Raw genomic sequence first — 13,513 nt, 5'->3', positions numbered from 1 at the left:
GCTTGTTTTATTCCCTCCGGATGGCATCTACGGGGTTAAGACGGGCAGCACGCATGGCTGGGTACGTACCAAACACAATACCGATAACTATAGCGATGATCGTAATGACCATAAATGTGTTTAAAGTATAAGCCGCCTCAAATGGTACATCGGCAAAGGCTTTAATAACAGGCACGGCCCCCATAGCAAACAATATCCCAAACACCAGGCCCAGCAAACTGCCAAACAACGACACCGTAACCGACTCGGCCAGGAACTGCAGCAGAATGTCGCGCTTTTTGGCGCCCATGGCTTTGCGCACCCCAATTTCAACAGTCCGCTCATTTACCGAAATCAGCAGCACGTTCATCACACCTATTCCGCCAACTATAACCGAAATCCCCACGATCATGCCCATCACGATCCGGAACAGCAAAAAGCCTTTAGCGGCCTGCTCCACCCTGCCTTCGTTGGTCATTACTCTGAAATCGGTGGTGTCTTTGGCCACATTGCTCCTCAGCCATAGTTCAGCATCTTTCTTAAATGCCTGTACCTGCTCTACCTCATCTACCTCAAACATAACGCGTGGCGGGTCAGCTTTCAGTTCATCATCAGAGAATAAACTTATAGGCAAGTATAGTTCCGGTTTTTCACGTCCCTTGGATTTAAGTACACCTACTACTTTTACCACCTTATCTTTATAAGCTATAGTTTGTCCCAACGCTGTATCTACAGAATCTTTTCCTGCTACCTGTTTAGCAAAACTATAGTTTGCAAAGGCAACAGGTGTTTTAGCGGTTAATTCCTCTGCCGTAAATAACCTGCCGGTCTCCAGTACCGCTAATGTCGGATGCAGCGCGTTTACACCATTCACGCCAACACCAACTTTGCTGCTATCGGACAGCAACACTTCGCTGTTCTTTCCGAACTCTATATAGCCTGTAGCTGGTATGGTTATAGCTCCTGAAAAAGTTTTGAACCGTTCATAGTTTAGATAGCCATAGTCTTCTTTTTGTACGCCCACATCGTTTACGCGCTTATAGGTATTGGTTTCTATCATCACGGCTTTCAGCGATGTAGTGGTGGTTATCTGCTCTTTGGCGAACTTTTCCAGGCCATCTATCAGCGAAAGTACCGTTACTAAGGCTCCTACTCCTATTACAATACCCAGAATTGAGAGCAAGGTATGGAACAACCTGGTGCGGATGTTATGCAGCGCCAGCGCAAAAGAGTTGAGTAGTTTTTTGAACATAGGTTTTTGGGTGAGGTATAGTTCTTAGCGGTTTTCTAAAGGTGGTGTAAAGTTAATCGTAGCTCTTACAGGTGGAGGCGGAAGATCTGACCACGGCGGAGCAGGACCTAAACCAAAGCTCTGGTTATTAACTATTGGCACTATCACAGCATCTTCCGGTACAGATTTATTTACTGGCTCAAGTTCCTTACTTTCTGTTAAGGCCAGCACAAAATCTGTAAACCGCTGAAATCTTTTATCAAGCCTTTGGGATGTAAAGTAGTGAATTCTTTCTTTTCCGGCGTGGCTATAGTTTGTATAAAAAGTTAGCCCGCAATACAGCGTTCCTTCAGGTGTTTTAGGGGTTATCAGTTTGCCGTTTTTATATTGTTTGCTGGCTTCTGTGTAAGCAACTATAGCCGGGTGTCGTGAGATATTTTTAATGTATCCTGCGCGGGCCACTGTCTGTGGCACATCAAGATAATGCCGTTTGTGCTGGATATAAACAGAATCAGTCTGTAGGTTTATATAACAATAATAGCCGGGTCTAAAGCCTTTGTTTTCTTTTGTAGGATTTTCAGACAGCCCGAAAGTTACCAACTCAATTACGCTTCCGCTTCGGATAGGCGCTTCCTTAACTATCGTTTCGTCGGAGCAACTATAAAGTAAAATAGTTGCAATTAGTAAACTAACTATAAGCTGCTTCATATGCAATGTGGAATCAAACTGGTCTTATCCTGAATTATATTATTTAGCTTTTGCTCTAGCTGGGGGTGGCGGTAAAGGCTGCGGAGGAGGTCTGAAATTAAAACCCGGAAGGTTGACGACTGGCACTGTAACCTTGTCTTCATCCAGCGACGGAGTGGTATCTGTCAACCTGCTATCAGATTGCAGTGCTACCAAAAAGCGGGTTGCCAGTTCGATGCTGTTGTCCAGTCCATGTGTTGTATAAAAATGAAATCTCTCACCATCCTTGTTTGTATACTTGCTGTAATAAGTGGGTCCGCAATATAACGCCCCTTCTTCAATGGGAGTGCTCAGAGTCGTTCCATTTTCGTATTTAGCGATGGCTTGCTGGTACGCTAAAATTCTGGGTTCTTTTGACAATCCTTTTATAGTTCCTGTTTTCGCTATAGTTATGTAATCGGGACGCGAATCTGTTCTGTATTGTATAAATACAGAATCCGTATCAAGGTCTGCATAGCAATAGTAGGCCACTCCAAAGCCTTTGTTTTCTTCTGTAGGATTATCCGCAAACCCGAAAGCGACAAGTTCTATCGTGTGCCTGGCTGGCTCAGGTGCTTTGGTCAGTGTATCGTCGGTGCAGGATACCAGGCCAAAACAAAGCAGCAGTATGTAAACTATAGTTCGCGGCATAGGCGACAAAACCAGATTGAGTAGATAAGGTACAGAGTTTTCCATACCTAACCAATACTATAGTTCAACCTAAAATTGATAAACTATAAAAACCTGCTTCCTGAGCCGCAATCGCACGCCCAAAAAATAATTACGAAACATTCGTAGCTTTTATTACGAACATTTCGTAACTATACGAAAACATCGTAACGATATGGAAAAGCTGACGCAACAAGAAGAAGACGCCATGCTGGTAATCTGGGAAACCGGCGGCGGTTTTATAAAGGATTTTCTGGAAGAGTTGCAGGAGCCCAAACCACCCTACACTACGCTGGCATCTACGGTAAAGAACCTGGAGAAAAAAGGCTTTGTGCAGGGCGAAAAGCTGGGCAACACCTATCGCTATACTCCTATTATAAAGCAGGAAGACTATAAAAAGCGCTTTATGAAAAGTTTTGTAGGCGACTACTTTAAGAACTCCTATAAAGAACTGGTGGCCTTTTTTGCCCAGGACAAGAAAATAAGTGCCGATGAGCTGAAGGAGATCATCAGCATGATCGAGAACAAAAACGCGAAGTAGCCATGCCTGAACTACTGATATATTTACTTAAAGTAAACGTAGCGCTGGTTCTGTTTTACCTGGCCTACCATGTAGCGCTTCGCCGGCTCACGTTCTACCACCTTAACCGGATGTTCCTGGTGTTCGGTATTGTGTTCTCTACGGTGTACCCTTTTATAGACCTGGCCAGCCTATTTGAGAGTAAAGAACAACTGGCAGCGGCTTACCTGGTAACTATACCAGCCTGGGCCTATACCCCACAAACTATAGTTACAACTTCCGAAGCTTTTGATTACTGGCAACTGCCGGTTTACTTTTTCTGGGGCGGGGTTATAGTTATGCTGGTGCGGTTTATAGTTCAGTTGGTCTCGCTCTATAAAATTCATACAACCTCAGAGCCGGCCAACTATAGAAATATCGGCTTCAGGAAAGTTAAGAACATTGATCAGGCCTTCTCGTTCTGGCAAACCATTTACATTAATCCAGAGCAGCACCAACGCGATGAACTGGAGAAGATACTGCACCACGAACTGATACACATTACCGGCTGGCATACCCTGGATGTGCTGCTGGCCGAACTGAGCACTGTGTTTTACTGGTTTAACCCGGGAGCCTGGCTCATGAAAAAAGCTGTGAAAGAAAACCTGGAGTTTATTGCCGACCAGAACGTGGTAAACACCGGAATAGACAAAAAAGAATACCAATACCTGTTACTGAAAGTTGTAGGCGCCACGCAACCTCAGATTGCCAATCAATTCAATTTTCCATCATTAAAAAGAAGAATTGCCATGATGAACAAAATGCCTACCAGTAAGGCCGGTAAACTCAGATTGCTGATCGCCTTGCCCCTTGCCGCTACCCTGCTCTTCGCGTTCCGGAATGCGGAGCCGGTTACCGAAACATTGAATCTTATAGCAGAAGATAACCCACAAAACATTTCAGATGCATATAAAAACGACAAGGTAAATATTGAAACTGCAACGTATGCAGACAATGATCCTTACAAAGCTTTTTATGCCCGAAACCCGCAGGTAAGTGAAGTAGCCTGGCTATCTGGTGGCGAGATTTTAGTTAAACTGAAGTCTGGCAAAGAGGAAACTTACCAGTTTGGCAACAAACAGAGCCTGGCTACAGCAGAGGAAAAATACGGCAAGTTACCAAGTGCTCCACCTGTAGTTATCCGGGATAAAGACCAGGGATCAGGGCAAAACTCAAATGTTGCGGAAGCCCTTATAAACGAACTACAGCGTAACCGTGCTATAAAGAATGTGCGCAGCAGAAAAGTAGATGGCAAGGATGCCATTGTTATTAACCTGAAAGGCGGCGGCACTGAAGTTTATTTTATCGGTGATGCAGCAAGCTTAGCTGAGTTGAAGCGTAAGTATGTAATGCCGGAGCTTCCGCCACCTCCTCCACCAGCGCCTGCCCCTCCGGTTGCACCGCCAGCGCCACCGGTTCCGGCAAAAGAGCAATTGCCACCTCCTCCGCCAGTAGGAAAAAATCTCCCAGTACCACCGGCACCACCAGTTAAACCAGAAGAAAGTAACATGCTACTCAACATTCCGGATGGAGTTGTTTATTACCTGGATGGGAAAGAAGACAAAATCGAAGCCTACAAGAAACTGGACCCAAAGAAAATCCACAGCATTATTGTGGTTAAGGGTGAGCGTGCCCAGAAAACAGTTGGCAGCAAAGCTGTTAACGGTATAGTTTCTATTGTAACAGAGAAAAACAAAGACTCCAGGGAGGTCAAAGAATTCGAGCAGAAGTTTGAAGCATTGCCTGCACCACCACCACCTGTAAGGAACGAAGGGGCACTGGTTCCGGCATCAGGGGCAAAGCTTGTAGAAGATGAGAAATCAGTAACATATATCCTTTGGCCCAACGATGTCACAAAGCGGGAATTTGAAGTAGCGCAGCAGGCTTTTGATGCCAATGGCTTCGACCTGAAATTCAAAGAGTATAAAGACCTGAATGGGGGAGACGCTGTAAACATTACCTTAGCGTCCAAAAAACTAAATACCGGAACCAGTGTAGTACATAACCTGAAAGACCTGACTACATATAATAATGTAGTTGTAGTAAAAGGCTTTAAAGAAACAGGCAAATTTATGATAGGCACTACCATTCCGCCAGAGAAATAGCGCAGCTATAGCCTAATCAACAAAGCAGAACTATACCCCATAGTTCTGCTTTGTTTTTAAACCGGCATAAAAACTATAGCACTCCTACAGGCAACTATAGTTCTTTAAGCGCTATTGCCTTGATTTTCGGTAATTTATAGTTCGGTGTTGCAAATAAAATAAAGTCTTCCTATCTTTGTGACCATTTTTCGAGAACCGAAATACAATTATTCATTAATAAATAAATCGCTTACTACCACCAAAAATGGATCATTTAAGTTATAAGACCCTTACTGTCAACAAGAAGACAGCCAACAAAGGCTGGGTTATCGTTGATGCAGGTCAAGGAAGCTTGGGTCGCGTGGCGTCTGAAATCGCCAAGATCCTGAAAGGCAAAAACAAGCCTTCGTACACACCAAACGCTGACTGCGGTGACAACGTGATCGTTATCAACTCTGATAACCTGCGTTTCACAGGCCGCAAGTGGGATCAGAAGTATTACCTGTCGCACACTGGTTACCCAGGTGGTCAGAGAAGAACTTCTCCACGTGAGCTAAAGGCTAAATCATCAACGCTGCTCGTAGAGCGCGCAGTTCGTGGCATGTTGCCTAAAGGCCCACTAGGTCGCGAGCTATTCCGTAATCTTCATGTTTTTGCAGGAAGCGAGCATCCATTTGCAGCTCAGCAGCCTAAAGAATTAACCTTCAATCTATAATTAATTAATGGAAGTTATCAATACATCTGGTAGAAGAAAAACCTCGGTGGCACGTATCTATATGACGGCCGGGCAAGGGAATATCACTATTAACGGTAAAGATATCAAGGCATACTTCCCTAACGAAGTATTGCAAACTATAGTGAATCAGCCGTTTCAAACCTTGGATCTGATTGGCAAGTACGATGTTACTGCTAATCTAAAAGGTGGTGGTGTAAGCGGCCAGGCTGAAGCACTTAGACTTGCTATCGCAAAAGCACTGGTAGTAGAAAACGTCGAAACTAAGTCAGTTCTGCGTAAAGAAGGTTTCGTAACACGTGACCCTCGCATGGTAGAGCGTAAGAAGTTCGGTAAGCGTAAAGCGCGTCGTTCATTCCAGTTCAGCAAACGTTAATATTTTAGGTGTATCAACAACATGGCAAGTACTAATTATAAAGAATTACTGGAAGCTGGTGTACACTTTGGTCACCTTACCAGAAAGTGGGATCCGAAAATGGCACCGTATATCTTCATGGAGAAGAACGGTATCCACATCATCGACCTTAACAAAACGCTGGTAGCCCTTGAAGAAGCTACTTCAGCTATCAAGAACATCGCAAAATCTGGTCGCAAGATCATGTTCGTAGCTACTAAAAAGCAAGCGCAGGACATCGTAGCGGAAGAAGCGAAGCGTCTTAAAATGCCTTACGTTACCGATCGTTGGTTAGGCGGTATGCTTACTAACTTCGCTACCGTGCGTAAGTCTCTTAAGAAAATGTCTACCATCGATAAGATGATGAAAGACAATACAGCTTATGCAGCTATCGCGAAGCGTGAGAAACTGATGCTTTCTCGTGAGCGTGAGAAACTGGAGCGTGTACTGGGCGGTATCGCTGATCTGTCTCGTCTACCAGCTGCTCTTTTCATCGTTGACGTAAAGCGTGAGCACATTGCAGTTAAAGAAGCTCAGAAGCTGAACCTGCCGGTTTTTGCTATCTGCGATACTAACTCAAACCCTGAGCTGGTTGACTTCCCAATCCCTGCAAACGACGATGCTTCTAAATCAATTTCCCTGATCGTTTCTATTATCGGTAAGGCAATTGAAGAAGGTCTGTCTGAGCGCAAAGTGGACAAAGAGGAAACTGAGCGTAAGCGTTCTGAAGAAGAAGGCATCAAGGCTAAACAAGAAGCTGACGAACAATAAAATTTGTTCATATAGCAACATATCAAACTGAACATTGGGCAGACTGCTTCAATGTTCAGTTTGTTTTAGGGCATTGCGAAGATACAACAGCTATCAGACACAGTAACTTACTGCTAACTATAGTTTGATTCCTTCTCAAAACCCGCAAAACAGAATTCATAATTTATAATTCATAATTCTTAATTATAAAAAAATGGCTATTACAGCACAAGACGTTAACAGACTTCGCCAGGAAACTGGTGCTGGTATGATGGATTGCAAAAAAGCGCTTACTGAAGCAAACGGCGACTTTGAAGCAGCTAAAGATATTCTGCGCAAGCAGGGACAGAAAATTGCCAGCAAGCGTGCTGACAACACTACATCTGAGGGTATCGTGCTTACGCAGGTATCTGCAGATGGCACAACTGGTAAAGTAGTAGCTCTTGCCTGCGAAACTGAGCCAGTATCTAAAGTAGAAGATTTCAGAAACCTGGCGCAGTCTGTACTGGATGCTGCTGTTTCTACAAACGCTGCTTCTAAAGAAGAATTACTTGCTACAGCACAGGCTGATGGCCGTTCACTGCAGGATCACATCACAGATCTGATGGGTAAAATCGGTGAGAAAATTGATGTAGTTTCTTACGAGTCAGTTAACGCTGAGAAAGTTGTAGCTTACAACCACTCTAACGGTAAACTGGGCGTATTAGTAGGTCTTAACAACACAAACGGTACTGATGTAACTGAGGTTGGTAAAGACATCGCGATGCAGATCGCTGCTATGAAGCCAATCGCACTGGATAAAGACGGTGTTGATTCAGCTACTATCGAGCGTGAAATCGAGATCGGTAAAGAGCAGGCGCGTGCTGAAGGTAAGCCAGAGCAAATGCTTGAGAAAATTGCAATGGGTAAACTGAACAAGTTCTACAAAGAGAACACCCTGCTTAACCAGGAGTTCGTGAAAGATCCATCGCTTTCTATTTCTCAGCTGCTTGAGAAAACCAGCAAAGGTTTAACAGTTACTGATTTCAAGCGTGTAGCTATCGGCGCTTAATTAGACTTGAGCTTATAACTAAAAAGCCCGCTTTCAGCGGGCTTTTTTTATGCTTGTTTGCTCAACGGCTTCAATTGGTTAACAGCCGACTCCCAGTCATCGAAGAAGGCTTTCACCAGATCTGCATGCTGGTTTTTGCCCGTACCGTGGATAATTATCCGGCAGTTGGCTGGGCTGGTAGCGCCGCCATCATGCTCATTTAACATAAGCGAAAAATCCTTTGTCTGGATGCGCTTTCCGCCATAGATAAACCAGCTAAAGGTTTCCACTTCAATAGCGTCTGCGTTGATACGCAAAGTAGAAACCAGGTTATTGATAAAACGGCCCTTCCGAACTATAGGCGTAAAAAATGCCATGAGCAGCACGATACCTGCCGGAATAGCTAAAAGGTATGCTACATAAATACTCCACCCCGAAAGTAGCCAGGCAACTATAGCAAAAAGCAATAACAGCACAGGACCAATCAAGTACACAGATTTACGGGCTTCTTTTAAAGTTTTATTATAAAAAGCCTGCCCAAGTTCGTTGATGCGGTATACTACTTTTGTGGGGTTTTGCTCCATATCTATAATATCAGATAGCCACAACTATAGCTTTACCCGGTAAGCGCTATAGTTGTAATGTTTATAACTACTTTCTTATAGTTATTTCTTTCCTGGTCATTTTGTAGCAGCCAAGCAAGGCGGCTAGTGCAGCTATTAAAAGGATTGCTACTGGTACAGTTTTACCAAGCTGGCTCGCTGCCAGGTAGCCACCTAGCAGCAGGCCCTGTACAAAGCCTGCAAAAACAATCAACTGAAATCCCTTCTTGCTGATAACTATATTCCCGATTTTTAACTCCATGGTTGAATATAACGTCTAAGAACAGTTTTTCCTAATTTGCCTGAATGCTACCTGTATTAATTATGCCTTCTGATAGTGCTTACAAAAGCATCGCGCATATCAACAAACCGGTTAACTACGGCCTCTATAAACTCATCATCAATTAGCTCAAGAACACCTTCGTCGCCGTTTACTTCGGTTTCTTCTATTTTATAGATTTGCTCCAAGTTGGCCTTCTCTAGTTTAATAAGGTACTTGCCGTTGTAGGAATGTAAAGTGATTTTTACGTGTGGGTTTGGTATGTCTGCTACTACTCTCATAGTTTATAGTTTAGTGTGTTTATTGTTTGTTAATCAGGGAAGAAATAACCCACCCCTACCCCTCCGAGGAGGGAATTAAAATGCTCTCTTTTGTCCTTTGTCAAAAACTCTTTTGCCAATAAAGCTATAGTTACTCTTCTTCTATAGCAATGCCCATGAGCTGCATAAGCTTACTGGCATTAAAGCTGCGGCAAATACCGCGATGGAGTTTATAGTCAAACAGAATCTTATCACCTTCTATCGTGCTGTTAAAACTATAGTTCTCTACGCTGCCTTTCAGTTCTTCTTCCATAGCGCCAAGCTCCAGGTCGTGTGTTGAGATCATGCCTGAACTATAACGCTGGTGAAGCTGCCTGATAAGTGCCATCGCGCCTAAATGCCGGTCACGGGAATTGGTACCTTTCAGTATCTCGTCCAACAGATAAAATACTGGTTCGCCCTGTTCCGTCATGTTAAGCAGTATACGCAGGCGTTTAAGTTCGGCATAAAAAGACGATGTACTTTCGGCCAGGTTATCTACGGTGCGCATGGCGGTATATACCTGCACCGGTGCCACGCGCATTCTGCGGGCACACACCGGAGCACCAGTAAATGCCAGCACCATATTTATACCCACCGTACGCAAAAAGGTAGTCTTGCCCGACATATTAGAGCCCGTAACTATAATAGTGTGGCCCACACCCTGCATCGCAAAATCATTGGAAATCCGCTCTGATGAAAAAATGAGTGGGTGCGCCAATGCCTCTGCTGTAACCTCGAAAGGCACTTCGCTCAGCTCAGGCACAGCATGGTCTGGGTTAGAATATTGATGAGCGGCAATACTAGCCACACTCTCAAAAGCAGCCAACACATCCAATGACCCTTCCACCTGTTTAAGGTAGCGCTCGCGCCAGTTCTCCAGGCGGTAGATCCAGATAAAATCCCACATCAGGATTGTATTCAGGAAAAATGCCATTAGGGTGCTTAACCTGTAAGAGAAAAAATCAATGATAGTGGAGAGCTTGCCTAAAGCAACAGATGCTTTAACATTGCCAGCGTGCAGCTTTTGGTGCAGCTCCTTTAGCAATTCGCTTTCAAAACTATGCTCTTCGATGTGGCGAATCTGGCGGCTGTAGCTTCGCATCACTTCATACATCGCCATACTGTTCTCGTAAAAGTCGTCGCGTGCTACGCGGTGCTGATAACACAACAAAGACTGCACAACAAGCAGTGCAACCGCAGGGTAACCCGAATAACCATACATCCAGGCCAGTATAGCAGCTACAGTAAGTACCGGCAGTATAAAGACCAGTATTTTTAAATAAGCGTGTTTGCTGAAGAAATGATTCTCCATCAGCCACGAAAAGAAGTCCTTTTTCTGATCCTGCTCGTGCTTATAGTGCCTGGAAATAGCGATCAGGTTTTGCAGCCAGTCCAGGCGTTCGGGTTGACTTAGTTCAGCCACTGCCTGTTGCCGTTGCAGTACCTGATGCGGCAATGCACGATGCTGTAGCCAACCTGCCAGTTTACGCTTCCCAATGTCTGTAACAGAACGGTTCAGTAACTGAAACAACGAATTAGGCCCGAAAATATCCAGATCCGAACTATAGGGATGGTGGTCGTTGGCAAATTGCTGTCCGCTTTCAAGTTTATTCAGGTTGCCCTTCAGCCGGTCCAGCTCTTCCTGGTTCAGCTCATGCAGCAGGCTGTATTGCTTGCGTTGGTACTCCAGGCGACCATGCCAGCGCATCACCAGAATAAACAGCATGTAGCCGGCAACTATAGTTAGTGCACCCGCCAGGTTGTTGCCGGAGTTAAAGAAAAAGTAAGCTGCAGCGACCACCGCCACAAACACGCCTACACGTAACCACGATACGCGCGTAGCTATGCCCGCTGCCGTCTGCTCCTGCTGCTTAAAGTCTGCTGCCCTGGAAGTGTAAATCTCGGTGGGTTGATGCATAAACTAGATCGTGGCGATACACTTCAGCTCAATAGCAATTGGTGTAGGCAGGCTATTGATTTCTACTGTTGTGCGGCAAGGCTGATTATCTTTGAAATACTCGGCGTAAATGCGGTTGTAGGTGGCAAAATCAGCTTTCATGTTTGTCAGGAATACCGTTACATCCACCAGTTTGTCCCAACCAGAACCCGCATCTTCTAAAATGTAGCGCACATTCTGGAAAACAGAGTGGCACTGCGCTTCAATGTCGTAAGAAAGAATGTTGCCAGCCTCGTCCAGCTCTACACCGGGTATTTTCTTAGAGCCGCGCTCGCGTGGGCCTACGCCAGATAAGAATAACAGATTACCCACTTTACGGGCATGCGGATATAAGCCTACCGGTTCAGGTGCTTTAGATGAATTGAGAACTTCGTTTGGATTTGCCATAGTCAAATATAAGCATTGTAGGCTAAACTATAGTTACCCAAAGCAAAGAGCCGGCAGTGTTGCCGGCTCCGAACTATAAAAAAAACAACTTACACAAACACAGGTCTTTTATTGCGTAAAGCGCACATCGCCATATTTCGATGTAATAGAAACCGCAGCTTTGGATGCATTACTACCAAACCGGCCTTTGTAATCGGCAGAAGTATAATCCTTTTCCATCGACGTGATGTTTACCAGGTCTTTGTTTACTTTGAAGTTGCCGTACTGTACATTCACATCAAAGTCGAAAGCTGTATTATCGGCAAAATTAAGCGAGATAGGAGTATACGTACTGGCTACCCTTATATTGTTAATCTTATTGCTAATGTTGTTCACCCGGAACGAACCATACTTCATCTCCATTGTAATTTCTTCGCCCAGGCTACCTATAGTCAGATCGCTGTATTTACTGTAGCCATTCAGCGATTTTGCATCGGCTACATTCATGTTGAAATAAGCTACCTGTAGCGAGCCGCCATTTATAAAGCTGCAGCTTCCGCTGCCATAGGTTAATTTCAAATTGTTATTAGGGTTACTTAGACGGTCGCATTTCAAGTTGCCATATTTTATGTCAATATTGGCCTTGCCTTTTAGTGCTGCCAGATAGATATCGCCGTAGGTATTCTTTACTGCAATGGCGTTTTCCTCAGGCATATATATCGTATAGTTTATTTCTGAAGAAGTTGGTCCTGGAGTCCGGCCTGGTTCAAACACAGTTTTAAGGCTTATCGTTTTGCCATCACGGGCTTCCTCTATTCTCATACGGTTCAGCATGTCGGTAGCGCGGCTCTCAGAACCTGCTTTCGCGATCATATCTACCTTCACTACAATCTCATTCTTATTCCAGGTATTCACGTGTACACGGCCATATTTATTCTCGATACTCAGCATATCAGAGCTGTTTACCTTATAGGTCTTCTCAAAGGTCTTGCGCTTTTCGGCATCAAATACCATAGCCGGGTGAGAGGGCTGCACGTGCACGTTAACCTTAGGAGGAGTGACAGCAACGGCCGCACCCTGGCAGGGGGCCGGTGCCGGCGCTGGTGCCGGAGGAGGTACAGGCAGCGATGGCCCGTCGGTAGCTTGGCGACCGAATGCCATAACAGGTGCCATTACCAAAAGAATGGCCAGGCATCGTAGAGATTTATACATTGGTTTCATTGTTTAGCTGTTCTTCTGTTGTTTGTTTCTGAAGGGTCTCTATTTTTTGTAATACTTCCAACTGGCGATTCAGCACTTCGATCCGTATCTGCAGGTTCTGGATCATGGCGTTCATCACTTTGTCGGTATTGGGGGCAGTTAGTAATTGCTTCTTAAGTTGGATGTAGCTGCTGTCAAGCCGGGCAAGTTCGCGGTCTATTCCTCTTTTCTCATCCAGGCCCAGCACTTTCAGGTCGTAGGCGCTCAGCTCTTCTTTCTTATGTTTTAGCTGGCTTGTATAGTAAGCTTCTATATCAGTTAATTCTGGCGCAATCTTCTGTATGGCAGGTTTGCTGGTTGTAGCTAAGGTGTAGTTACCTTCCGGTATGTTATGTTTTGTAAACCATAACGTCAGGCCACAACCAATAAGCAGTATAACAGCGGCAGCAACGCGCATAAAGGCCATATCTCCGCTAAAGCTGAAGCTGTCTCCAAAGCTGAACTTTATCACTTTGGTTTCTTCTTTGCGTTTGGCCGGAATTTGCTGACAGATCTCCTGCCACAGCTCAGGCCTCGGCTCGTAAACATCGAACTCCTCCCGATGCTCACTTATAAAATCTTTCAGTCTATCTTTCATTTTTGTTGTTGTTT

Annotated in this window: 16 protein-coding genes; 6 read left to right on the top strand and 10 right to left on the bottom strand. The window is 44.7% G+C overall.

Going from position 1 to position 13,513, the window contains the following annotated elements; translation table 11 throughout:
- Positions 1–7: 7 nt before the first annotated feature.
- The 3 genes from GXP69_RS03950 to GXP69_RS03940 are packed head-to-tail and all read right to left on the bottom strand — an operon-like array spanning position 8 to position 2,632.
- Entirely contained in the window at positions 8–1,231 is a 1,224-nt protein-coding gene (locus GXP69_RS03950; protein ID WP_163912587.1) for an ABC transporter permease, read from the bottom strand.
- 24 nt (positions 1,232–1,255) lie between these two features.
- Positions 1,256–1,918 carry a hypothetical protein gene (locus GXP69_RS03945; protein ID WP_163912585.1) on the bottom strand — a complete coding sequence of 221 codons (663 nt, stop codon included), beginning with the start codon at positions 1,916–1,918 and terminating at the stop codon, positions 1,256–1,258.
- 39 nt (positions 1,919–1,957) lie between these two features.
- Positions 1,958–2,632 carry a hypothetical protein gene (locus tag GXP69_RS03940; RefSeq protein ID WP_163912583.1) on the bottom strand — a complete coding sequence of 225 codons (675 nt, stop codon included), beginning with the start codon at positions 2,630–2,632 and terminating at the stop codon, positions 1,958–1,960.
- A 148-nt stretch (positions 2,633–2,780) separates the two neighbouring features.
- On the opposite strand from GXP69_RS03940, the gene GXP69_RS03935 reads away from it, so the two are divergent.
- The 6 genes from GXP69_RS03935 (at position 2,781) to tsf (ending at position 8,176) form a co-directional block, all read left to right on the top strand.
- Positions 2,781–3,146, top strand: coding sequence for a BlaI/MecI/CopY family transcriptional regulator (locus GXP69_RS03935; protein ID WP_163912581.1), 366 nt, complete (start codon positions 2,781–2,783; stop codon positions 3,144–3,146).
- A gap of 2 nt (positions 3,147–3,148) precedes the next feature.
- Positions 3,149–5,269 carry a M56 family metallopeptidase gene (locus GXP69_RS03930; RefSeq protein WP_163912579.1) on the top strand — a complete coding sequence of 707 codons (2,121 nt, stop codon included), beginning with the start codon at positions 3,149–3,151 and terminating at the stop codon, positions 5,267–5,269.
- Positions 5,270–5,513: 244 nt separating this feature from the next.
- On the top strand, positions 5,514–5,963 hold the full coding sequence (rplM, locus tag GXP69_RS03925; protein WP_163912577.1) for a 50S ribosomal protein L13: 450 nt from the start codon (positions 5,514–5,516) through the stop codon (positions 5,961–5,963).
- Positions 5,964–5,970: 7 nt separating this feature from the next.
- Positions 5,971–6,357, top strand: coding sequence for a 30S ribosomal protein S9 (rpsI, locus tag GXP69_RS03920; protein WP_163912576.1), 387 nt, complete (start codon positions 5,971–5,973; stop codon positions 6,355–6,357).
- Between the two features lie 21 nt (positions 6,358–6,378).
- The gene (rpsB, locus tag GXP69_RS03915; protein ID WP_163912574.1) at positions 6,379–7,146 is read left to right on the top strand and encodes a 30S ribosomal protein S2; all 768 of its coding nucleotides are present in this window, start codon (positions 6,379–6,381) and stop codon (positions 7,144–7,146) included.
- A gap of 193 nt (positions 7,147–7,339) precedes the next feature.
- Positions 7,340–8,176, top strand: a complete 837-nt coding sequence (tsf, locus tag GXP69_RS03910; RefSeq protein WP_163912572.1) for a translation elongation factor Ts — start codon at positions 7,340–7,342, stop codon at positions 8,174–8,176.
- Between the two features lie 47 nt (positions 8,177–8,223).
- On the opposite strand, the gene GXP69_RS03905 is transcribed toward tsf, so the two are convergent.
- The 7 genes from GXP69_RS03905 to GXP69_RS03875 form a co-directional block, all read right to left on the bottom strand.
- The gene (locus tag GXP69_RS03905) at positions 8,224–8,739 is read right to left on the bottom strand and encodes a hypothetical protein (protein ID WP_163912571.1); all 516 of its coding nucleotides are present in this window, start codon (positions 8,737–8,739) and stop codon (positions 8,224–8,226) included.
- A gap of 67 nt (positions 8,740–8,806) precedes the next feature.
- Positions 8,807–9,019 (bottom strand): hypothetical protein, encoded by a 213-nt coding sequence (locus GXP69_RS03900; RefSeq protein ID WP_163912569.1) that lies wholly within the window; start codon positions 9,017–9,019, stop codon positions 8,807–8,809.
- Positions 9,020–9,075: 56 nt separating this feature from the next.
- Positions 9,076–9,318 (bottom strand): hypothetical protein, encoded by a 243-nt coding sequence (locus GXP69_RS03895; protein ID WP_163912567.1) that lies wholly within the window; start codon positions 9,316–9,318, stop codon positions 9,076–9,078.
- A gap of 130 nt (positions 9,319–9,448) precedes the next feature.
- Positions 9,449–11,257 carry a MutS-related protein gene (locus tag GXP69_RS03890; RefSeq protein ID WP_163912562.1) on the bottom strand — a complete coding sequence of 603 codons (1,809 nt, stop codon included), beginning with the start codon at positions 11,255–11,257 and terminating at the stop codon, positions 9,449–9,451.
- A gap of 3 nt (positions 11,258–11,260) precedes the next feature.
- The gene (locus GXP69_RS03885) at positions 11,261–11,683 is read right to left on the bottom strand and encodes a RidA family protein (protein WP_163912560.1); all 423 of its coding nucleotides are present in this window, start codon (positions 11,681–11,683) and stop codon (positions 11,261–11,263) included.
- A gap of 108 nt (positions 11,684–11,791) precedes the next feature.
- Positions 11,792–12,874, bottom strand: a complete 1,083-nt coding sequence (locus tag GXP69_RS03880; RefSeq protein ID WP_163912558.1) for a DUF4097 family beta strand repeat-containing protein — start codon at positions 12,872–12,874, stop codon at positions 11,792–11,794.
- Complete coding sequence (locus GXP69_RS03875; protein ID WP_163912556.1) at positions 12,867–13,499, bottom strand: hypothetical protein; 633 nt, start codon at positions 13,497–13,499, stop codon at positions 12,867–12,869. Before GXP69_RS03875 ends, GXP69_RS03880 begins: the two co-directional genes overlap by 8 nt.
- Between the last annotated feature and the right edge of the window lie 14 nt (positions 13,500–13,513).

Source organism: Pontibacter burrus (assembly GCF_010686685.1).
Lineage (GTDB): Bacteria > Bacteroidota > Bacteroidia > Cytophagales > Hymenobacteraceae > Pontibacter > Pontibacter burrus.
The sequence above is the reverse complement of the archived record's forward strand: the minus strand, read 5'-3'. Positions and strand labels throughout refer to the sequence as shown.